The organism is Nocardia thailandica NBRC 100428, assembly GCF_000308795.1.
Classification (GTDB): Bacteria; Actinomycetota; Actinomycetes; order Mycobacteriales; family Mycobacteriaceae; genus Nocardia; species Nocardia thailandica.
This window is the reverse complement of sequence record NZ_BAGK01000012.1, coordinates 1-21,389: the sequence shown is the minus strand read 5'-3', so window position 1 is coordinate 21,389 and position 21,389 is coordinate 1. Positions and strand designations below refer to the sequence as shown.

The window sequence follows — 21,389 nt, the reverse complement described above, 5'->3', positions numbered from 1 at the left end:
CCCGAAGAGAGCCCCGTGGATCCCGACGACCAGCCGATCGAGCCGACCGGAGATCACCCGGCCGCCGAGGCGTCCGACGACACCGCGGGGTCTCCTCTGCTGAGCAGCACCCCGATGGTGTCGGACTCCCAGACCTTCAAGCGCGCCTTCCAGGACATGCGCGACGGCTTCGCCCAGCGGGAGCTGTGGCTGTCGCTCGGTTGGCAGGACATCAAGCAGCGGTACCGCCGCTCGGTGCTCGGCCCGTTCTGGATCACCATCGCGACGGGTCTGCAGGCGCTGGCGATGGGTCTGCTGTACGCGACGCTGTTCGATCAGCCGATCAGCGAGTACCTGCCGTACGTCACGGTCGGCCTGATCGTCTGGAACGTCATCTCCGCCTCGATCCTCGAGGGCTCGGACGTGTTCATCGCCAACGAGGGCCTGATCAAACAGCTGCCCTCCGCGCTGAGCGTGCACGTGTACCGGCTGGTGTGGCGGCAGTTCCTGTTCTTCGCGCACAACGCGGTGATCTACCTGGTGCTGCTGCTGGCGTTCTCCATCTGGAAACACCTGGACGCCTCGGTGCTGCTGGCGATCCCCGCGGTCGTCCTGCTGTTCCTCAACGCCATGTGGGTCTCGATCGTGTTCGGCATCTTCGCCACCCGCTACCGCGACATCGCGCCCATCCTGGGCAGCACCACCCTGATGCTGTTCGTGCTGACCCCGGTCATGTGGTCGACCAAGACCCTGCAGAACGCCTCCGGCGAGCTCAGCGAGCGGGCCCGGCTGATCGAGATCGTGCCCACCTACCACTACCTCGAGATCGTGCGCGCGCCCCTGCTCGGCGAGCCCTCGGCCCTGCGCCACTGGGTGATCGTGCTGGCCATCACCGCCGTCGGCTGGATCGCCGCGGTGCTGGCGATGAAGCAGTACCGTGCCCGCGTGCCGTACTGGGTTTAGGAGAGAACTTCGCGATGAGCCGTGTGAGTATCGAAACCCATCAGGCGTGGGTGGAGTTCCCGATCTTCGACGCCAAGTCGCGGTCGCTGAAGAAGGCCTTCCTCGGCAAGGCGGGCGGCGCGATCGGCCGCAACAGCTCCGACGTCGTGGTCGTCGAGGCGCTGCGCGACATCAACCTCTCGCTCAAGGAGGGTGACCGGGTCGGCCTGGTCGGCCACAACGGCGCGGGCAAGTCGACGCTGCTGCGGCTGCTGTCGGGCATCTACGAGCCCTCCCGGGGGAGCGCGCGGATCCGCGGCCGGGTGGCGCCGGTGTTCGACCTCGGCGTCGGCATGGACCCGGAGATCTCCGGCTACGAGAACATCATCATCCGCGGCCTGTTCCTCGGCCAGACCCGCAAGCAGATGATGGCCAAGATCGACGAGATCGCCGACTTCACCGAACTCGGCGAGTACCTGTCGATGCCGCTGCGCACCTACTCCACCGGCATGCGGGTGCGCCTGGCCATGGGCGTGGTCACCTCCATCGACCCCGAGATCCTGCTGCTCGACGAGGGCATCGGCGCGGTCGACGCGGAATTCATGAAGAAAGCCCGGGTGCGCCTGCAGAATCTGGTGGCCCGCTCCGGCATCCTGGTCTTCGCCAGCCACTCGAACGAGTTCCTCGCGCAGCTCTGCGACACCGCGCTGTGGATCGATCACGGACAGGTGCGCGAACACGGCGGGATCGAGGACGTGGTCCGCGCGTACGAGGGTCCGGAGGCGGGTAATCACGTCGCGCAGGTGCTGCGTGACATGGAGGCCGAGGCGAAAGCAGTGACCACTAAATGAGTTCACCGAACGTGCTGCCCGACGACGCGGAGCTGCCCGAGGGCGCGACGCTCGCGGATCTGTCCACCGAGACCGGTCCGTCGGCGCGCATCGTCGCCGTCGTGGTGACCCACAAGCGGCGCGAGCTGCTCGCCGAGTCGCTGAAGGTGCTCGCCTCGCAGACCCGGCCGATCGACCACCTGATCGTGGTGGACAACGCCAACGAGGACGAGGTGGCCGAGCTGGTCGCCCAGCAGCCGATCGAGGCGACCTACCTGGGTTCGCGCCACAACCTCGGCGGCGCGGGCGGTTTCGCGCTCGGCATGCTGCACGCGCTGACCCTCGGCGCGGACTGGGTGTGGCTGGCCGACGACGACGGCCGCCCCGACGGTCCCGACGTGCTGGCCACGCTGATCGCGTGCGCGCGCAAGTACGACCTCGTCGAGGTGTCCCCGGTGGTCTGCGACATCGACGAGCCGGACCGGCTCGCCTTCCCGCTGCGCCGGGGCGTGGTGTGGCGCAGGCTGCGCTCGGAACTCGGCGACGAGGACTTCCTCCCCGGTATCGCCTCGCTGTTCAACGGCGCGCTGATCTCGGCCAAGGCCGTCGACCTCATCGGCGTCCCCGACCTGCGCCTGTTCGTGCGCGGCGACGAGGTCGAGGTGCACCGCAGGCTGGTCCGCTCGGGCCTGCCCTTCGGCACCTGCCTGCAGACCGCCTACCTGCACCCCAACGGGTCGGCCGAGTTCAAGCCGATCCTCGGCGGCCGCATGCACACCCAGTACCCGGACGACCCGGTCAAGCGCTACTTCACCTACCGCAACCGCGGCTATCTCATGTCCCAGCCGGGCATGCGGAAGCTGCTGCCGCAGGAGTGGATCCGCTTCTCCTGGTTCTTCCTGGTGACCCGCCGCGACCCGGCGGGGCTGAAGGAGTGGTTCCGGCTGCGCTCGCTCGGCCGCAACGAGCAGTTCGGCAAGCCGGAGCAGAAGAAGGGCTGAGGCCCGGAGGATTAATTCGGTTGCCGTGTCCTCCCGGATGCGGCAGAGTCGGAGACGACTTTCGAAGAGGAGGTGGATGTCCATGACCGTCGTGCGGATTGCCGTGCCCGGGCAGCGCGCGTACGCGCCTGCCGAGTTCGTCCTGGACATCATCTCCTCGCGCTGAACCCCTCGCCGGGTTCGCGCCCGTCGAAGGATCCTCTCTCATGGTCGATTACGACCTCCTCGTCCCTTACGGCTGGACCGAAGCCGTAGCTCTGCACTACCTCCCGCTCGTTCCCGAGGGCTGCGTGCCCGCCCGGGTGATCCGCATGGATCGCAGCGAATGCGATGTCGCCGGCCCCGGCGGCCTCGGCCGCGCGAGCTGTCCGCGTCCCGATTCCGCGACCAGTGGCCTGTGCACCGGTGACTGGGTCGCGCTCGACGCCACCGGCGCGGTGCGGCAGCTGCTGCCCCGCCGCACCGCCATCGTCCGGTCCACCGTGTCCGGCCGCTCCGAGGGACAGGTCCTCGCCGCCAACGTCGACACCGTGCTGCTGTGCTCGGCCGCCGACGGCGACGTCGACCTGGGCCGCATCGAGCGGCTGCTCGCGCTGACCTGGGAGAGCGGCGCCCAACCGGTCGTCGTCCTCACCAAGGCCGATGCCGCGACCTGGCTTCCGCTCGACGAGGTGCGCGCGGCGGCGCCCGGCGCGGCGGTGGTCGCGGTCAGCGCCACCGACGGCGCCGGGATGGACGTGCTCGCCGCCCTGTTGCAGGGGACGGTCGCCTTGCTCGGGCCGTCCGGCGCGGGCAAGTCGACGCTGGCCAACGCGCTGCTCGGCGCGGAGGTCTTCGCGACCGGTGCGGTGCGCTCGGCCGACGGCAAGGGTCGGCACACGACCGTGCACCGGGAACTGCGCCCGCTGCCGGGTGGCGGCACGCTCATCGACACCCCCGGGCTGCGCGGTATCGGCCTGTGGGACGCGGCCGAAGGCATCGGCCGCGCCTTCGCCGACATCGAATCCCTCTCCGAGGACTGCCGATTCGCCGACTGCGCGCACGACACCGAGCCCGGCTGCGCGGTGCAGGCCGCCATCGCCGACGGCGCCCTGACACCGCGCAGGCTGACCAGCTACCGGAAGCTGGCGCGCGAGAACGAGTGGATGGCCGCCCGCACCGACAAGCGGCTGGCCGCCGAACGTCAACGGGTCTGGAAGGAGATCAGCCGCACCCAGCGCCGCAACTACCGCGAACGAGGACATCGCTGAGCGAGGTTCTTTGCGACCGTGTGACGGCCGGTGCTCACCGCGCCGGTCGTCACATCCCGCGATAGTGTTCGCAACGCACTGTTGGCTATCTGGGAGCGAGAATGACCGAATCCGGCGGATTTCCGCCACCGCAGCAGTCCGGTGAGGGCGGGGCCTGGCGCCCCGACGCTCCCGGTGGGCGCCCGCAGGACGGGAACGTCCCGGGCAGGCCGGGCCAGGGCGCGCAGCCGGGATCGTGGTTCGACACACCGGGCCGGCCCCAGCCGGGTGGCGCTTCCGGTGGGCCCGACGCCAGCAGCCCGCAGCCGGGCGCGGGCTTCGGACAGCCCGGCGGACCGGGCCGGCAGGACGGCAGCGGGTTCGGGCAGGCGCGGCCGGGTGGCGGGTTCGGTCAGCCGCAACCGGGTAGTGGGTTCGGCCAGGCGCAACAGGGTGGCGGGTTCGGGCAGGCGCGGCCGGGTGACGGGTTCGGGCAGCCGCAACCGGGTAGTGGGTTCGGCCAGGCGCAACCGGGTAGCGGGTCGGGCCAGCCGCAGCCGGGTGGTGGGTTCGGTGAGGCGCCGGCAGGCGCGGGGTTCGGTCAGCCGCACGCGGGTGGCGGATTCGGGCAGCCGGGTGCGGCGTTCGGTCAGGCGCACGCCGGCCGGCCCGACGCGGGGAACGGCTCTTTCGGGCAGCCCGCCGACGTGGGGTTCGGCGGTCAGCCGGGTCAGCCGGGTCAGCCGGGTCAGCCGGGTCAGCCGGGTCAGCCGGGTCAGCCGGGTCAGCCGGGTCAGCCGGGTCAGCCGGGTCAGCCGGGAGCAGGATACGGTGCGACCGGGCAGCCCGGCGCGGGATACGCGCCGGCTCCGGGTGGCGCGGGGCTGGGGCAGCCGTTCGGCGGCGGGCTTTCGTCGCCGGGTCATCCCCAGGCCGGGGCGGCCCAGGGGCAGTTCGGTGGCGGCCAGGCGGGTCATCCACAGGGCGGGCCGGGGTTCGGTGGTCACGCCGGCGGGCAGCCGGGTTATGCACAGGCGTCCCCCGCGCCCGGTCAGGGCGGTGTGATCCAGGCGCCCCCGAGTTCGCCGGGTCTGCCGACGCAGAGCCCGTACAGCTCGCCGGGCATCCCCCAGCCCAGCTACGCCCAGCCGGGCGCGGCGGCGGGAAACCCGTTCAGCTCGCCGGGGATTCCGCAGCCCGGATCGCCGAACGCTCACAGCTACCCGGGTAATGCGCAGCCGGGGTCGGCGAGCCCCTACAGTTCGCCGGGGATTCCGCAGCCTGGATCGTCGAGCCCGTTCAGCACACCGAACCTGCCGCAGCCTGGGTCATCGAGCCCCTACAGCGCACCGAACTTCCCGCAGCCCGGATCGTCGAGTCCCTACAGCTCGCCGAACATCCCGCAGCCGGGTTATGCACAGGCGTCCCCCGGCGCGGCCCAGGGGTTCGGGGGGCAGCCGGGTTCGCCCGGCCATCCCCAGCCGGGTCATCCGCAGGGGTCGCAGGTGAGCGGGCCGCGGGGCGCGGCGGGCGAGCCCGCGCCGCCCGGGCTGACGGTGGACGCGTCCTATTTCCCGCTGGCGTTCATGCTCGCGCTGGTGAAGCCGAAGATCTTCCTCAACGGCCAACCGGTGCCGCACGCGCAGTGGGGGCCGACCCATATTCCGGTGGGGCCGGGCCAGTATCACGTGCGCGTGGTGACGCCGTGGCTGATCGATATGGGTCCCGCGCAGACGCAGGTGGTCGTGACCGACGGGCCCGGCGCCCGGGTCTACTACCGCTCGCCCGCCGCGATGTTCTTCAACGGCGCCATCGGGCCGGTGCCGCAGAAGACGCCGGGCATGCCGCTGATGATCGCGCTCATGGCACTGCCGCTGGTGATCGTGCTGCTGAGCATCGTGCTGGCGGTGGCAGGCTCGATGTGAGCGGGACCCGGTGCGGGGGTCGCGGTTTCGCCCCCGCGCCGGGTCAGTCGCGCTCGAAGGTCAGGTCCTCCCGGCACGCCACCGTGCCTGCGAGGGGATCGATCCGGTAGGTCACCGTGCCCGACGACGACCCGAAGTGGCTGCCCTCGTAGAAGGGGTAGGTCACCGATTCGATGCCGTCGTCGCCGCGCACGGCGACGGCGGGCCGCTTCGTCGCGAGGGACCAGCCGAACTCGATGCTCAGCGCGCCGAGGGAGCGCAGCGCCGAATCGGCCAGTGCCAATGACCATCCGGTCACGGCGTCGGGGCCGAGGTAACGGTCGTCCTTCCAGATCGTACGGAAGCGGGCCGTGACGAGGCGTCCGTCGGACAGCTCCACGAACGGCACCTCGCCCTCGGCGAGCAGGTCGCCATGCCGGTGGTCGACGTAGGTCTTCCACAGGTTGGTGTATCGGGGTGGGGGCCAGCCCTTGTCGGCGCACAGCGCGCGCAGGTCCGCCCACCGGGCCGCGTCCGCCCGCTCCCGCTCGAGATCGATCAGGCTCGGGTGGACATACCGCTCCACGGTCACGAAGACGTCGGGGTCGGCCTGAGCCGGCGCCTCGAGTCGGCTCCCCAGCTCGGCCGCGATCCGCTCGAGCCGGGAGTACAGCGCCGCGCCGACGCCGGTGCCCAGCGCCGACCCGGCGACGCCGAACTCCGTGATCCGGATCGGGCCGACCGATCCCCCGTAGGTACTCGGCGGCCCGTATACCGCGAACCCGACCGGCACGTCGTCGTCGAGCACGAGCAGCGGCGCGGGCCGCGCCACCTCGCCGCCGGGGAACCAGGCCCTGTGCAGCCGTACCTGGACCACGGCCGGCCACGACTTCCCGTAGTGCGCGTGCAGTTCGGAGAGCAGCCCGCCCAGCGCCTCCGCGTCGGCGGCGGTGGCGGGCCGCAGTGCGCGGGTCACGCCGGCGTCAGTCGGCGTCGATCCCGTACAGCCGGGCCCAGTTGGCGCGGCTGGTCAGCTCGGGCACGGCGGCCCGGTACTGCGCCTGCAACGCGGGCAGCTCGCGGCGCAGCTTGCGCAGCGTGCGGTAGGTGCGGATCAGCAGGGCGCGGGCGCGGGCCTTGTCGCGACGGCGCACGCGCACGCCCGACTGGGAGGCGTCGGTGACCACCACGTGGTCGAACAGGCCGACGTGCCACCAGTGCGCGTCCTCGCGAGTGACCCCGATCAGGCCGTGCTGGGTGCGGCCGGTCCACTGGGTGATCGCCCGCTTGATGAGCACGAGGGTGATCCGGCTCGGCTCGCCGCCCGCGCGCCGGATCTGGATGTCGGCCGAGTTCACCGGCGGCGTCGCGGCCGGGTGCTTGATGGTCTCGGCGTAGTCGGCGCGGCTGGTGCGGGCCGAGGCGAGCGCGGCGATGCCGCCGTCGCGCAGCACCTGCGGGCCCTTCATGAAGTCCTCGATGCCCTGCAGCGTGGTGTGCACCAGCCCGTACTGCATGCCGACCAGGTGCTCGGCGATGTAGCGGAAGAACTCCCTGGTGATCGACTTCGCGTCGAGATCGGCGTGCAGGGCGCCGACGATGAGCGAGTTACGGGTGCTGAAGTAGCGCGCCCAGTCGTCGTAGTCCTTCCAGTAGAAGTCCGCGTGCCACACCGCCGCGTTGGGCAGGGTGACGGTGACGAAACCGTGCTCGCGGGCGCGGATGCCGTACTCGACGTCGTCCCACTGGAAGAAGATCGGGACGGGCAGCCCGATCTCGCGGACCACCTCGGCCGGGATCAGGCAGGTCCACCAGGCGTTGTAGCCCGCGTCGACGCGCCGCTCCTGGTTCTTCTTGAGCATGGAGGTGTTGCGCAGCGCCTTGGGCACCTTCTGGCCGTGCTTGAGCTCGTGCAGGTGCACCTCCTCCGCGCCGACGTTGAGGTAGTCGGGGTTGAGGAGGAACAGCATCTGCGCGCCGACGAGGGTGGGCTCGACGGTCAGGTTGGCGAACGCCTGCAACCGGAGCACGGTCTCGGGCTCGCAGAGGATGTCGTCGTCCATGAGGATGACGTCGGCGTGCTCGTTCGTGGCCGACACCTCGTACAGGCCGCGGGTGAAACCGCCCGCGCCGCCGAGGTTGGGCTGGCGGATGTAGCGCAGCTTGTCGCCGAACGCGGGGCGGACCTGCTGGAACGTCGGGCGGTCCTCGACCAGGTCGGTGCCCTGGTCGACCACGTACACCGCGTCGATCAGGCCGAGCACGGTCGGATCCGAGGCCAGCGCGGCGACGGTCTCGGCGCAGTCGGCGGCCCTGTTGAAGGTGCAGATGGCGATCGCGACCGGGCGCAGGGTCTCCGGGGCGGGCGCGGTCCAGGTCAGCGCCGTGACGCCGAGGTCGCCGCCGACGGCGTCGAACTCCAGCCACAGCGCGCCGCCGTCGACGTACTGGTCGAGCGGGGCGGTCAGGCTGACCACGCCGCTGGCGGTCACCGTGACGGTGTCGATGATGCGGCGGTGGCCCGCGATGTCGGAGGCGACCAGGCGCACCCGCGCCTTGCCGCCGACCTCGAGCGCGGCCGAGGCCCTGACCTCGGTGACGGTGGTCCAGCGCTGCCAGTAGCTCGCGGCGAACCGGCCGAAGTAGGTGTTGGTGTGGGCCGTCGCCCCCTTGGGCAGCCGCAGCGACAGCCGTTCGCGCACCGCGGCGCCGCCCTTGACGACCGCGTAGAGCTCGTCGCTCACCTTCGCCGACGGGCCGGTGAAGATGCCGCGCGCGAGCACGAGCCGGTCCGGAGCGGCGTGCCCATCGGTCAGCGTGGCCGGTGCGGACACCGTACCCTCGTTCGATCCGGTCACGGCCTGGGTAGCCGACTGCTCCATGAAGTCCTCGAAATCACTCGAATGCGTACGCGCCAGCGGGCGGGGGTGAGAATATCAATCGCGGACGGCCCGCGCGCCGTCAGTGAGCCCCCGGCTCCGTCCGCGCGTGTTGTGCCTGGTCCGCCCCGCTTCCGGTGAAGACGAATTTGTCGTAGGCCCAATAGCGGAACACCACCGCGACGATCTGCCCGATCAGCGTGCCGGAGATATTGTCCGAGAGCGGGCTCGACAGATCCAGCACATAGCGGGAAAAGCCGAGGCAGCCGAGCTGCAATGCGATCGCGATGACATTGAACAGCGCGTAGAGCACATATTCGCGCGCCGGGCTGCCGCCCTGCTTGTGCGAGAAGGTCCACCACTTGTTGCCGAAGTAGGTGACCACCGTGGCCACACCGATCGCGATGATCTTGGCCGCCAGCGGCGAGTGGTACAGCACACCCTCGCCCCAGGACAGTCCGCCGTCCCAGAAGACGAGCAGGTTGTAGGTGCCCGCGTCGACGAGGAATCCGACGGCGCCGACCACCAGGAACGCCGCGCCCTGCCGCAACCCCTCGAGCACCTTCCCCACCAGCGTGGACGGCGTGCCGACGGGCACGGGGGCGGCGAGCGGGGGATCGGACTGCGACACCCCGTCACGCTACAACCCCACCCGTCGCGCGGCGGCCCGAAGGGGTCGCGACGCGGGCGCGCCGACGCCGCACGGACCCTGTAGCCTGCCGGGTGATCCCTTCACGCCTACACCGAGGAATGACCCGGGTGGACTCCACCGAGCTTCGCATTGCCGCCGTCGTCCCGTGCCACAACGAAGAGGCGGCGGTCGCCAAGGTCGTCACCGACCTGAAGGCCGCCGTGCCGGGAATCGTGGTGTACGTCTACGACAATCTCAGCACCGACCGGACCGCCGAGCGGGCGCGCGAGGCGGGCGCGATCGTGCGATTCGAGAACACCAAGGGCAAGGGCAATGTCGTGCGCCGGGCCTTCGCCGATATCGAGGCCGACGTCTATCTGATGATCGACGGCGACGACACGTATGAGGCGTCCGCCGCGCCGCAGATGATCGAGACGCTGCTGTCGGGCCCCTACGACCACGTGCTCGGCGTGCGCAAGCAGGACGAGGACGCCAACGCCTACCGCAGCGGCCACGAGACCGGCAACAAGGTCCTCAACGGGGTCGTCGGGAAGGTGTTCGGCGAGAACGTCGAGGACATGCTGAGCGGTTTCCGTGTCTTCTCCCGGCGCTTCGTGAAGAGCTTCCCCGCGGTGTCGCGCGAGTTCGAGATCGAGACCGAGCTGACCGTCCACTCGCTGCACCTGCGGGTGCCGCAGACCGCGGTGGCGGTCGGCTTCCGCGATCGCCCCGCGGGCAGCGAGTCGAAACTGCGTACCTACCGTGACGGCAGCAAGATCCTCGCGCTGATCATCGGCCTCGCCCGGCACGAGCGCCCGGTGGCGTTCTACGGCCTGTTCGGCACGCTGGCCTGGCTGATCTCGATCGTGCTGACCATCCCGATCCTGGTCGAGTTCTACAACACCCACACCGTGCCGCGGTTCCCGACGCTGTTCCTGGCGTTCACGCTGCTGCTGCTCGGCAGCCTGGCCTGGACCGCGGGGCTGATCCTCGACGGCATCCGCCGGTCCCGGCACGAGGCGGCCCGCCTGATCTACCTGCGCTATTCGGCGGTCGGCGCCGAGGACCTGCGGCCGGCCGGGGACCCCCGGTGACGACGACCGCCACCGACGCTGCCACCGCCCAGCCCGAACCGGCGGCAGCGCAGGACGGTTCGTCCCGGTTCGACAAGCTCGTGGCGCCGGTGCGCCCGCTGACCTCGCGGCTCGGCACGGCCACCGTCGTCTTCGCCCTGGTCGCGACGATCTTCGGCGCACTGTGGGCGGTGCTCACGCCCGCCTTCTGGGGCCACGACGAGATCACCCAGTTCGGCCGCGCCTACCAGGTGGCGCACGGCGGGGTGTTCCCGCAGCAGATCCCCGACGACCGCGCGGTCGCCTACGGCGGCCAGATCCCGGTCAGCGTGGACACGCTCATGGACTACGCCTTCCGCGACTACCGCGAGAACCCCGACGAGCCCGACGCCATGGTGGCCGACCCCGGCGCCTACGACCGGCTCGGCGCGGCGGAGGTCACCGACGCGACCAAGACGATGTGGTTCACCAACACCGCCGCCTACTCGCCGGTCCCGTACGTGCCCGCCGCCGTCGGCATCCGGCTCGGCCAGGCCCTCGGCCTCGACGTCGGGTCGCTGTTCCTGCTGACCCGGCTGGCGGGGCTGCTGACCTACGTCCTCGTCGTCGGCTTCGCGCTGTTCGCGCTGCGCGGCACGCGGATCCAGTGGCTGGTGTTCACCGTCGCCGTCCTGCCCATCGCGCTGTTCCAGGCGGGCACGGTCACCGCGGACACGCTGACCAACGCGCTGGCCATCCTGGTCTCGGCGCTGCTGGTGAAGGCGCTGTTCCTCGGTCGGCGCCTGCCGGTCGCGGAGACCGCGGCGCTGCTGGCGGCGACGGTCGCGCTGCCGCTGAGCAAGCCGACCTACGTGTTGATCGCGATGCTGGTCGTGGTCATCCCCGCCGAGCGCCTCGGATTCGCCGGGCGGTGGCGGCTCGTGCCGTGGGCGGTGGCCGCGCTCGGTGGCCTGCTGTTCCTCGCGTGGACGAAGGTGGCCGCGCCGACGGGTGAGGGGATGGGCCTCATGCGCCCGCCGCACCAGTGGCATTCGGTGCGTCCCGGCGAGCAGCTGAAGGGCGTGCTCACCGATCCGCTGGAATTCCTGCACACCTTCGGCGAGAGCATCGCGCTGCGCGACCACCGCTGGTTCAACCAGTTCTTCGGCGAACTCGGTTTCGCGTACGTCGACGTGCCCGCGATTTCGATGCTGGCCTGCCTGATCGCGTTCGCGGTGAGTTTCGGTATCGCCGAACGGATGCCGGCGGCAGGCGCGACATTCCGCCGCACCCTGATCGTCGCGCTGACCGTGCTGGCCAGCGTGGCGATGATCTACGTGACTTTGTTCATGTCGTTCACGCCGGTGGGTTTCTACATCATCGACGGCGTGCAGGGCCGCTATTTCGTGCCGCTGGCCATCCTCGGGATGGCGGTGCTGGCGCGCTGGATTCCGTTGCGCCTGACCGACGCCGCGGGAAACACGCCGTCCCGCGGCACCGCGATCACCGTGGTGAGCGCGTCGGTGTTCGCGCTCGTCGCGGCGGCGGCCACCTATTACACGGTGGTCTGGGGCTGATCAGAGGATTTTCTCCCCGGCGGCCGCGTACGCCTTCTCGGTGACCGTTTTCGCCGGGCGCCACCAGGATTCGTTGGCGCGATACCAGGCGATCGTGTCGGCGAGGCCGGCCCGGAAATCCGAATAGCGCGGCGACCAGCCCAGTTCCGAACGCAGCAGGCTGGCGTCGATGGCGTACCGCTGGTCGTGGCCGGGCCGGTCGGTGACGTGGTCGAAGTCGTCGCGGTCGCGGCCGAACGCCTCGAGCAGCAGCTCGATGACGGTGCGGTTGTCGAGCTCCCCATCGGCGCCGATGAGGTAGGTCTGCCCGATCCGGCCGCGCTCGAGCACGTCCCAGACCGCGCGGTTGTGGTCGTCGACGTGGATCCAGTCGCGCACCTGGTGGCCGCGCCCGTAGAGCCGGGGGCGCACGCCGTCGATGAGATTGGTGATCTGGCGCGGAATGAATTTCTCGACGTGCTGGTACGGCCCGTAGTTGTTGGAGCAGTTGGACAGGGTCGCGCGCACACCGAAGGACCGGGTCCAGGCGCGCACGAGCAGATCGCTGCCCGCTTTCGTCGCCGAATAGGGGCTCGACGGGTTGTAGGCGGTGGATTCGGTGAAACGGGGGTCGGCCGGGGTGAGGTCGCCGTAGACCTCGTCGGTGGAGACGTGGTGATAGCGCACGTCGTGGCGGCGGACGGCCTGCAGCAGCGAGTAGGTGCCGACGATATTGGTCTGGACGAAGGGCCACGGGTCGGCCAGGGAGTTGTCGTTGTGCGATTCGGCGGCGAAATGGACGACGGCGTCCGCGTCGCCGACGAGGCGGTCGACGAGGTCGAGGTCGGCGATATCGCCGTGCACGAAATCGATGCGGTCGGCGACGGGGTCCAGCGACGCCCGGTTACCCGCGTAGGTGAGCGCGTCGAGCACGGTCACCGCGACGTCGGGACGTTCCGCGACCGTCTGCTGGACGAAATTGGCACCGATGAACCCGGCTCCGCCGGTGACGAGCACTCGCACATGGGCAACGATACGTGGCCGGAAGGGCCGCCCGGCGCCGGGGGAAGCGGCCGGAAGGCGGCGAAAATGCGCCGCGGATGCTGTGACCTCCGCCACATCACCGCCCGGTAGGTTAAGACCTGGGGTCGAGTTTTCCCTGTAAAAAGCGGGTCTTTGCCCAGGTTTCCGGCTCCGCACCGGAATGGAAGTACTCATGGTGAACAAAATTTGAATACGTGGTCACAGCTGGTTCACCGGGCGTTAGCGAGGACCGATTTGTATCTGCGGGTCCCCTCCGAACGCTCTACCTTCGAGGTTCTATCAAAATGCAGATGAGGAAATTCGCCGCCACCTCGGCGCTGCTGATCGCCGCCATGGGCGTCACCGCCGGTACCGTGCACGCCGAGCCCGTCGCCGAGGCCGCCGCCCCTATCAACTACGAGGCCAAGGTCGTCGACGACAGCAAGGCCATCATCACCATCGACTCCGGCTCGCTGGTCGTCGAGGACGGCGCGCTGAAGATCAAGGCCGCCAACGGCGAGACCGTCAAGGGCGCCGAGCTGAAGTACCGCATCGACGACTTCGAGCTGCCCATCGCCGCCGACATCGCCGGCAACACCGCCACCCTGACCCCCGTGCTGGACGCCTCGCAGGCCGTCTACAAGCCGGTCGCCCTGCCCTACGAGAACCAGGCTCCCTGGAAGAGCGAGTACGACCGTGAGGTCGCCGCGTTCAACCGCCTGAAGGACACCATCAGCGTGGGCGCCACCATCGGCACCCTGGTCGGTGGCCTCTCCGGTGCGGCCATCGGCTGCGTCGCGGGCGCCGCTGCCGGCCTCGTCGCGACCGGCGTCCTGCTCGCCCTGTTCGGTGCGGGCCCGATCGCGGGTTGCGTCGTCGGCGCCGCCGGTGTCGGCTTCCTCGGCACCCTGCTCGGCCAGATCTTCATCACCGCGCCGGTCGCCATCGCCGCGGCGATCCAGTACTTCGCCACCACCACCGCTCCCTTCACCGCGCCCGCCAAGTAATCGGCAGGTAGCCCAGAAAATGCCCCGTCCGGCTACGGACGGGGCATTTTTGTGCCGCCGGGCGCGCGACCCGACTCGTCAGGCCGACCGTGGTCAAGACCCCTCGAGCCGAACGCGGCGACGCGCCTCAGGCGGTGCGGGCCCGCTGGGCGGGCTCGAGCGCGGTGCGGACGAACCGGGCGACCCGGCCGAGCGCGGCGCGGCTCTCGGGCATGGTCGGCACGAAACTCATGAAGGCGTGTACCTGGCCCCGCCACAGCTCCACCTGGACCGGCACGCCGGCGGCGGTGAGGCGATGGGCCATGAGTTCGGTGTCGTAGCGCAGCAGTTCGTCCTCCGCGGCGATGAGCAGGACCGGCGGCAGACCGGCCAGGTCGCCGTTGACCGGGGACAGCTTCGGGTCGACGACGCCGTCCACCGCCGCGCCGAGGCGCACGACGGCCTCGACGCCGCGGACCGGGATGTAGGCGTCGCGGCCGGCGTTGACGTAGTCGGCCTTGGCCGCGTGGTCCAGGTCGAGCAGGGCGCTGAGGCCGACCAGGCCCGCGGGCAGCGGCAGCCCGATCTCCCGGGCGCGCAGCGCGGTGGCGAAGGTCAGGAACCCGCCCGCCGAATCGCCCGCGAAGACGATCCGGCCCGGTTCGGCGCCGTGCCGCAGCAGCCAGCGGTAGGCCAGGATGCAGTCCTCGATCGAGTTGTCGATGCCGCAGGTCGGCATCTGGCGGTACTCGACGTTGACGACCGGCAGCCCGGTCCGGCGGGCCAGGCTCGCCGCGACCCCGCGATGCGTGCGCAGGCCACAGACGGCGAACCCGCCGCCGTGGAAGTACAGGATCGCGCCGTGCCGCAGCGCGCGCGAGCCACCGGCGGGCCGCACGATCTCCATCCGGAAGGCGCCCATGTCGACGCTCTCGCGGTCGATGCCCTGCGGTTCGGGGATCAGGTGCGACAGCGCCTGGACGGCGGCCGCGGCGATCGGGATGGTGGTGTGGTTGATGGGCGCCGTGCGCAGCAGCGGGCCGACCACGCCGAGGCAGGCGGCCATCACCAGCCGCGAGGAGGTACTGGTCCGCAGCGACTTGACGACCATGCGTTCCTCGGGAACGACGGGCGTGCTCCGCACCACGGGAACGGGGGCAATGCCGATCTTCGGGACTCCCATCGCGCACCTACCTTTACAGCCGGGCGCGTCGAGCCTGTCCGGTGAACCGGCGAGACGTCGACGCTGACATCTAACACAGAGGCGTTTCACACAACCATGCCGAAGTGATCCACGCAACAGTTATCGCCACAGAGGCACTACTCCGAAACGTGCCGTGACCGGATCGTTGGCTGCCCGGCGCCGCCGGGTGATCGTCACGGCCCCCGCGGGCCCCACCGGCCCCACCCGTCCCACGGCCGCGACCTGCGCCCCGCCACCCAGCCGCCCCGGAAACGGCCGCCGCCCATAGACTCCCCCCATGCGCGGAATCATCTTGGCGGGCGGCACCGGTTCGCGGCTGCACCCGATCACGCGCGGGGTGAGCAAGCAGCTCGTCCCGGTCTACGACAAACCGATGGTCTACTACCCGCTGTCCACCCTCATGCTGGCCGGCATCGACGACATCCTCGTCATCACCACCCCCGAGGACGCCGACGCCTTCGGCCGCCTGCTCGGCGACGGCAGCCAGTTCGGCGTCACCATCAGCTACCGCGTCCAGCCCGAACCCGACGGCCTCGCCCGCGCGTTCGTGCTCGGCGCCGAGCACATCGGCGACGACTCGGTCGCCCTCGTGCTCGGCGACAACATCTTTCACGGCCCCGGCCTCGGCGCGAGCCTCGAGCGCTTCCACACGCTGGAGGGCGGGGCGGTCTTCGCCTACTGGGTCAGCGACCCGACCGCCTACGGCGTGGTCGAATTCGTCGACGGCAAGGCGGTTTCCATCGAGGAGAAGCCCAAGCGGCCGCGCTCGAACTACGCCATCCCCGGGCTGTACTTCTACGACAACTCCGTGGTCGAGATCGCGCACGGGCTGCGGCCGTCGGCGCGCGGGGAGTACGAGATCACCGACATCAACCGCGCGTACCTCGAGCGCGGACTGCTGCACGTCGACGTGCTCGCCCGCGGCACCGCCTGGCTCGACACCGGCACCTTCGACTCGCTGCTCGACGCCGCCAACTACGTGCGCACCATCGAGGAACGGCAGGGCCTGAAGATCGGCGTGCCCGAGGAGGTCGCGTGGCGGCGCGGCCTCATCGACGACGACCAGCTCGCCGCCCTGGCCGCCCCGATGGTCCGCTCCGGCTACGGCCGCTATCTGCTCGACCTGATCGAGCGCGGGAAAGACTGGTGACGGTGCTGATCCAGGAGATGGCCGTGCCCGGCGCCTGGGTGGTCACCCCGCGCCTGCTCGGCGACGACCGCGGCATGTTCTGCGAGTCGTTCAAGGCCTCGGAGTTCGAGAAGGCGACCGGCCGCCCGCTGGATCTGCGCCAGGTGAACACCTCGGTCTCGGCCGCGGGGGTGCTGCGCGGCATCCACTACACCGACGACCCGCCGGGCCAGGCGAAATACGTCACGTGCGTCCGCGGGGCCTTCCTCGACGTCGTGGTCGACCTGCGGCCCGCTTCCCCCACCTACGGCCGGTGGGACAGCGTCCTGCTCGACGACGTCGACCGCCGCTCGGTCTTCCTCTCCGAGGGGCTCGGGCACGCGATCCTCTCGCTGGAGGACCGCTCGACGGTCACCTACCTGTGCTCGCTGGAGTACTCCCCCGAACACGACCACGACATGGACGCCTTCGACGCCCGCCTCGGCATCGACTGGCCGACCGTCGGCCGCGACGGCAGCCCGCTGACCTACATCCGTTCCGCGAAGGACCAGGTGGCGCCGCCCTTCCCCGGCCGCTGACGAAACGCGCCGCCCCGCCCGCGTGGGTCGCGGGCGGGGCGGCTCGGCTCGGCTCCCGGTGACGTCAGCCGACCAGCTCGACCTCCCGGTCGGGCGCCGCAACGGCCGGCTTGTCCTCGCGGAAGCGGGGCACGAAGGCCAGCAGGGCGATCAGCGCGCCGACGATCGCGACGCCCGCCGCGAACTCGAGGCCGGGCCGGAAGGCGTCGAGCATGGCCTGCGGCGAACCGTCGCCGTGGGCGCCGGAGGTGACGATGGCGGTGGTCACCGCGAGCACGATGGCCGCGCCGACCTGCATGCCGGTCTGCAGCACACCGGCCGCCAGCCCCTGTTCCTCGTCATCGATGCCGTTGGTGGCCTGGATGTTGATGGCGGGGAAGCCGACCCAGCCGATGCCGATCAGCAGCAGCGCGGGCAGGAACATGGTCAGGTAGGACGGCGAGGTGTCGATCCGCAGGAACAGCAGGTAGCCGATCGCCATGACGGTCAGGGTGACGCCGATGACCGGGCCGGTGCCGAAGCGGTCGACCAGCTTGTCGGAGAAGAATGCCGAGCCGACCACCAGTACGCCGACCGGCAGCAGCGCCATCGCCAGTTCCAGCGGCGACCAGCCGAGCGAGTCCTGGGTGTAGAGGGTGACGATGAACTGCCAGCTGAAGTAGGAACCGGCCACCGCGACGATGGCGAGCGCCGCCCGAACCAGCGACAGCTTGCGCAGGATGCCGAGACGGATCAGCGGGTGCGCGACCCGCTGCTCGACCAGCACGAACGCGACGAACAGCGCGATCACCGCGGCGAAGGAGCCCAGGGTGCGCACCGAGGTCCAGCCGACCTCGGGGGCGGTGACGACGGTGTAGACCAGCAGCAGCATGCCCGCGGTGGAGGTCAGCGCGCCGAGCAGATCGTGGCCGCCCTCCTCGGCGCCCTTGTCCTTGGGCACCAGGAACCAGGCCGCGACCAGGGCGGCCAGGGCCACCGGGACCGGCAGCAGGAAGGTCCAGCGCCAGCCGACGCCGGTCATCAGGCCGCCGAACAGCAGGCCCATGGAGTAGCCGCCCGCGCCGAAGACGGTGTAGATCGAGAGCGCCTTGTTGCGGGCGGGACCTTCGGCGAAGTTGGTGGTGATGATCGACAGGCCGGTCGGCGCGGTGAAGGCGGCGGCGAGGCCCTTGACGAAGCGGGTCAGGATCAGCAGGGGCCCGGAGCTGACCAGGCCGCCCGCCAGCGAGGCGACGGCGAACACGGCCAGCGCGATCAGGAAGACCCGGCGGCGGCCGAGCAGGTCGGCGGTGCGCCCGCCCAGCAGCAGCAGGCCGCCGTAGCCGAGCACGTAGCCGCTGACGAGCCACTGGAGGGTCGAGGTGGACAGGTCGAGTTCGGCGCCGATGGACGGCAGGGCGACGCCGATCATCGAGACGTCGAGGCCGTCGAGGAACAACACGATGCACAGGGTGATCAACATGCCCCAGAGCCGGGCGGACCACCTGGTCGGATCGGTCGCGGCGGCGGCCGAGAGCGTTGCCGTTGATGTCATGGCGGGAACATTACATGCACACGCATTAAATGCCAACGCATTAGATGCACTTGCATAAGTAATTCCAGAGGACTAGGATGTGGCCATGTCGAACCCGGCCACCGAAACCGCTCGGCGCAACGAAGCGCCCACCGAGCTGGTCGGACGTTGGCGCGAACTGCTCGCACGCCATGCGAACGTGAGCTGCGCGCTGGAGAAGGCGCTTCAGGGCAGGCACCGCATCGGGCTCAGCGAGTTCGAGACGCTCGACCGGCTGGTCGACGCGGCCTGCGGCGACTACCGCATGGCCGATCTGGCCGTCGACAGCCATCTGAGCCAGAGCGCGCTGTCGCGCACCGTGGCGCGATTGGAGCGCGACGGGCTGGTCCGGCGCACCATGTGCGAGAACGACCGCCGCGCGGTCTTCGTCTGCCTCACCGAGAAGGGCAGGCGGGTCTACGACGAGGCGCTACCGACGCACCGCGCCGTCCTCGCCCAGTCCTGGCAGGACTGAACCCCGGGGGCACGACACACCGCCGCACCCCCGGGGCCGCCGGTCAGACGGCGGCCAGCCGCCGCGCGGGCAGGTCGGCGAACACCGCCCGGTAGCGCTCGTACTCGGCGGGCTTGTCCAGGTAGACCAGCCCGGCGAAGGTCTCCACGTACACCACCGGCGGCTCGGCCTGCTCCAGCGCGCCCTCGACGTCGAAGTCGAGGATCACGAACCGGCCCGACTCCAGCCCGGGGTGGTACCCGCTGTCGACCGGGATCAGCTCGATGCGCACGTTCGGCAACTCGGCCAGCTCACGCAGCCACGCCCGCTGCCCGGCCTCGACCTTCTCACCGCCGATCCCGCGCCGCAGCACCGACTCCGCCAGCACGACATGCGCGCGCAGCGGCGAATCCGCCCTGGTCAGCTGCGCCTGCCTGGCCTGATTCACCCGGATCCGGCGCTCGACGGCCGACTCGGACAGCCCCGGATCGGACTGCTCGAGCAGCGCCCGGGTGTACTCCTCGGTCTGCAGCAACGCCGGCACAAGGCCGTCCTCGTACACCGAGAGCCCGGCCGCCGCCTCCTCGAGACCGATGTAGACCTCGAACCCCTCCGGGATCACATCGGCGTACCCCGTCCACCAGCCCCTGGACTTGGTCTCCTTGGCCAGCGCGGCCAGCGGCGCCACCTGCTCGGCGGGCGCGCCGTAGACCTTGCACATCGCCTCCACATCCAGGCTGCGCAGCGAGGTCTGCCCCGTCTCGATCCGCCAGATCTTGGCCTCGGACCACTCCAACTGCTGCGCCGCGGTCCTGGTCGTCATCTTGGCCCGGTTGCGCAGATCGCGTAACCGCCTGCCGAGCTGCCTGCGCGGCATCGTCGAACCAGTGGTGCCCTGCGGTGAAGCCATACTTCCCCCCTGCTCTGTCACACTCGGTCTCCCCACACACTTTCGGAGACCGCCCTGCCGCACCTGAAATTTTCCAGGTACACGAACGGATTGTTTCACAGCGTGTTCCCCGCCGCCCAGTCCCGGCCCGGCCGGCGGGTACGCCTCCCGCGCACCGTAACTACTTGCGGGAGCTCTTCTTTCGGTATCGCCAGAACTGCACGGCCCGCACGTCCTCGGACAGCTGGTTGACCGGTTCGGCCACGTCCGAGAGCGCCTGGAACAGATCGTCGGCCAGGTCGCTGATGTGCTCGACGCGCCGCGCCAGCAGCGCCGCGTTGTCGGCGAACTCGAGCATCAGCCGGACCGCGGCAGCGAAGGTGACGCCGAGCGGGATCGCGACCAGCGCGGCCAGGATGCCGAGCAGCACCGACGCCTTCCAGGCCAGCACGACCAGCACGATCGGCAGGCCGATCCCGAAGCTCGCCACGCTCAGCACATAGGCGAGGGGCAGCAGCGTGCGGGTGGCCGGCCTGCGGAACTGCACGTCGAGCAGCGAGCGGGCCGACTCCACGCTCCACTCGCGGAACGCGCGCCTGCTCCGGAACGGGTCCTCGATCTCCTCGGCGTCCTGCGCCGCGTCCGCCTCCCCCGCGGACCGCCGGGCCGCGCGCGACCCCGCGGCCTCCCTCCAGGTGAGCCAACGGGTTTCGGTCTCGTACTCGTCGGCGTCCTCGTCGGCGGGCACCGCCCCGCCCGGCGCATCGGTCATAGCCGCAATCCTGCCCCGTTTCGGGGTCCCGGCCAACTGGTCACCGCCCACAGCACTGATAGCGGAATCTCGGCACGTGAGACGAGCACAACACCCGAGAAGTTTTTTCGGAGATGTGTAACAACTCGACCACCCCGCGTCGATACGTGCATGGATGCAGGAACTGATCTAACCGGGGAATGGAGAAGAACAGTGCGTACGACGTTTCCGACCACCGCATCGGCCGCCGAGACGGCAGCCGCCATGCAGGACTACGCCGAGCGTGGATGGACGGTCGCCGAAACGGCCAACGGCCTGTGCCTGATCACCGACGAGAACATCGCCGCCATCGAGGTCACCGGTGAGCTGGCCGCCTCGGTGCGCCGCTTCCTGCGCGCCAACGACCTGACCGGCCCGGTCATCGAGATCCCCGGCCAGGAGCGTCGCGAGATCCACCTGGTGACCGGCGTCGCCAAGGCCACCATGGCGATCGCCGCCATGCGCGAGGCCGGCGTCACCGTGCACACCGACGGTGACAGCATCCCGCTGCCCCCCACCCTGCTGCCGACCGGCAACGCCTCCTGGGGTGTCGCCCCGTCCGAGGCCCGCTGGGTCCCGCCCGTCGTGGCCATCGCCGCGGGCGTCCGCGCCGCCGCCGCCCGCGCCGCCCGCGGCAAGACCCGCCTGACCGTCGCCTGCTGAGTTTCTCGAGCGCTGACGCGCTCGGGTCCCGGCCTCCTGTGTCCCAGCGGAAAGCCACCCGATACTCGTGCCTTCGGCACCTTGTCTCGGGTGGCTTTTCTCTGGGACGGCCGGGACG

Annotated in this window: 21 protein-coding genes; 12 read left to right on the top strand and 9 right to left on the bottom strand. The window is 70.4% G+C overall.

Annotation, left to right across the window (positions count from 1 at the left end):
• The first annotated feature begins 114 nt into the window (after positions 1-114).
• From wzm to rsgA, 4 genes are all read left to right on the top strand, one after another.
• Positions 115-942 carry a galactan export ABC transporter permease subunit Wzm/RfbD gene (wzm, locus tag ON36_RS01070; RefSeq protein ID WP_052313521.1) on the top strand — a complete coding sequence of 276 codons (828 nt, stop codon included), beginning with the start codon at positions 115-117 and terminating at the stop codon, positions 940-942.
• 14 nt (positions 943-956) lie between these two features.
• Positions 957-1,772 (top strand): galactan export ABC transporter ATP-binding subunit Wzt/RfbE, encoded by an 816-nt coding sequence (gene wzt, locus ON36_RS01065; RefSeq protein ID WP_043646611.1) that lies wholly within the window; start codon positions 957-959, stop codon positions 1,770-1,772.
• Positions 1,769-2,752, top strand: coding sequence for a galactofuranosyltransferase GlfT1 (glfT1, locus tag ON36_RS01060; RefSeq protein ID WP_245557811.1), 984 nt, complete (start codon positions 1,769-1,771; stop codon positions 2,750-2,752). The genes wzt and glfT1 overlap by 4 nt, the downstream gene beginning before the upstream one ends.
• Before the next feature lie 206 nt (positions 2,753-2,958).
• Positions 2,959-4,002 (top strand): ribosome small subunit-dependent GTPase A, encoded by a 1,044-nt coding sequence (gene rsgA, locus ON36_RS01055; protein ID WP_043646608.1) that lies wholly within the window; start codon positions 2,959-2,961, stop codon positions 4,000-4,002.
• Here rsgA and ON36_RS01050 read toward each other — a convergent pair.
• Positions 3,978-4,988, bottom strand: coding sequence for a hypothetical protein (locus tag ON36_RS01050; RefSeq protein ID WP_043646605.1), 1,011 nt, complete (start codon positions 4,986-4,988; stop codon positions 3,978-3,980). The two genes, rsgA and ON36_RS01050, sit on opposite strands and share 25 nt — an antisense overlap.
• Before the next feature lie 498 nt (positions 4,989-5,486).
• On the opposite strand from ON36_RS01050, the gene ON36_RS32470 reads away from it, so the two are divergent.
• Positions 5,487-5,906 (top strand): hypothetical protein, encoded by a 420-nt coding sequence (locus ON36_RS32470; RefSeq protein WP_052313519.1) that lies wholly within the window; start codon positions 5,487-5,489, stop codon positions 5,904-5,906.
• Between the two features lie 43 nt (positions 5,907-5,949).
• Here ON36_RS32470 and ON36_RS01040 read toward each other — a convergent pair whose 3' ends face one another.
• The 3 genes from ON36_RS01040 to ON36_RS01030 form a co-directional block, all read right to left on the bottom strand.
• On the bottom strand, positions 5,950-6,861 hold the full coding sequence (locus tag ON36_RS01040) for a GNAT family N-acetyltransferase (RefSeq protein WP_043646604.1): 912 nt from the start codon (positions 6,859-6,861) through the stop codon (positions 5,950-5,952).
• A gap of 7 nt (positions 6,862-6,868) precedes the next feature.
• Entirely contained in the window at positions 6,869-8,767 is a 1,899-nt protein-coding gene (locus ON36_RS01035) for a glycosyltransferase (RefSeq protein WP_043646603.1), read from the bottom strand.
• A 79-nt stretch (positions 8,768-8,846) separates the two neighbouring features.
• Positions 8,847-9,395 (bottom strand): GtrA family protein, encoded by a 549-nt coding sequence (locus tag ON36_RS01030; RefSeq protein ID WP_245557809.1) that lies wholly within the window; start codon positions 9,393-9,395, stop codon positions 8,847-8,849.
• Between the two features lie 119 nt (positions 9,396-9,514).
• On the opposite strand from ON36_RS01030, the gene ON36_RS01025 reads away from it, so the two are divergent.
• Positions 9,515-10,489: a glycosyltransferase gene (locus tag ON36_RS01025; RefSeq protein WP_245557807.1), complete on the top strand. Its 975-nt coding sequence runs from the start codon at positions 9,515-9,517 to the stop codon at positions 10,487-10,489.
• Positions 10,486-12,024, top strand: coding sequence for a DUF2142 domain-containing protein (locus tag ON36_RS01020; RefSeq protein WP_083884827.1), 1,539 nt, complete (start codon positions 10,486-10,488; stop codon positions 12,022-12,024). Before ON36_RS01025 ends, ON36_RS01020 begins: the two co-directional genes overlap by 4 nt.
• Here the strand turns inward: ON36_RS01020 and rfbB are convergent, their stop codons facing one another.
• Positions 12,025-13,026, bottom strand: a complete 1,002-nt coding sequence (gene rfbB / locus ON36_RS01015; protein WP_043646600.1) for a dTDP-glucose 4,6-dehydratase — start codon at positions 13,024-13,026, stop codon at positions 12,025-12,027. It abuts the gene before it with no gap.
• A gap of 305 nt (positions 13,027-13,331) precedes the next feature.
• On the opposite strand from rfbB, the gene ON36_RS01010 reads away from it, so the two are divergent.
• Complete coding sequence (locus ON36_RS01010) at positions 13,332-14,033, top strand: DUF8020 domain-containing protein (RefSeq protein ID WP_043646596.1); 702 nt, start codon at positions 13,332-13,334, stop codon at positions 14,031-14,033.
• A 127-nt stretch (positions 14,034-14,160) separates the two neighbouring features.
• Here the strand turns inward: ON36_RS01010 and ON36_RS01005 are convergent, their stop codons facing one another.
• Positions 14,161-15,195 carry an alpha/beta hydrolase gene (locus ON36_RS01005; RefSeq protein ID WP_052313518.1) on the bottom strand — a complete coding sequence of 345 codons (1,035 nt, stop codon included), beginning with the start codon at positions 15,193-15,195 and terminating at the stop codon, positions 14,161-14,163.
• Between the two features lie 298 nt (positions 15,196-15,493).
• Here ON36_RS01005 and rfbA point away from each other — a divergent pair, with 298 nt between their 5' ends.
• Together rfbA and ON36_RS00995 are read left to right on the top strand one after the other, a co-directional pair.
• Positions 15,494-16,366 carry a glucose-1-phosphate thymidylyltransferase RfbA gene (gene rfbA / locus ON36_RS01000; RefSeq protein WP_043646594.1) on the top strand — a complete coding sequence of 291 codons (873 nt, stop codon included), beginning with the start codon at positions 15,494-15,496 and terminating at the stop codon, positions 16,364-16,366.
• A 17-nt stretch (positions 16,367-16,383) separates the two neighbouring features.
• Complete coding sequence (locus ON36_RS00995; RefSeq protein WP_043646634.1) at positions 16,384-16,923, top strand: dTDP-4-dehydrorhamnose 3,5-epimerase family protein; 540 nt, start codon at positions 16,384-16,386, stop codon at positions 16,921-16,923.
• 64 nt (positions 16,924-16,987) lie between these two features.
• On the opposite strand, the gene ON36_RS00990 is transcribed toward ON36_RS00995, so the two are convergent.
• A complete protein-coding gene (locus ON36_RS00990) occupies positions 16,988-18,457 on the bottom strand; it encodes an MFS transporter (RefSeq protein ID WP_043646593.1) in 1,470 nt (489 codons plus the stop codon).
• A gap of 85 nt (positions 18,458-18,542) precedes the next feature.
• On the opposite strand from ON36_RS00990, the gene ON36_RS00985 reads away from it, so the two are divergent.
• Complete coding sequence (locus ON36_RS00985; RefSeq protein WP_043646633.1) at positions 18,543-18,950, top strand: MarR family winged helix-turn-helix transcriptional regulator; 408 nt, start codon at positions 18,543-18,545, stop codon at positions 18,948-18,950.
• A 43-nt stretch (positions 18,951-18,993) separates the two neighbouring features.
• Here the strand turns inward: ON36_RS00985 and ON36_RS00980 are convergent, their stop codons facing one another.
• Both ON36_RS00980 and ON36_RS00975 read right to left on the bottom strand, forming a co-directional pair.
• Entirely contained in the window at positions 18,994-19,839 is an 846-nt protein-coding gene (locus tag ON36_RS00980) for a helix-turn-helix domain-containing protein (protein ID WP_043646592.1), read from the bottom strand.
• Positions 19,840-19,999: 160 nt separating this feature from the next.
• Positions 20,000-20,590: a DUF4282 domain-containing protein gene (locus tag ON36_RS00975; RefSeq protein ID WP_043646588.1), complete on the bottom strand. Its 591-nt coding sequence runs from the start codon at positions 20,588-20,590 to the stop codon at positions 20,000-20,002.
• A 192-nt stretch (positions 20,591-20,782) separates the two neighbouring features.
• Here ON36_RS00975 and ON36_RS00970 point away from each other — a divergent pair, with 192 nt between their 5' ends.
• A complete protein-coding gene (locus ON36_RS00970; RefSeq protein ID WP_043646584.1) occupies positions 20,783-21,271 on the top strand; it encodes a hypothetical protein in 489 nt (162 codons plus the stop codon).
• Positions 21,272-21,389 lie beyond the last annotated feature (118 nt).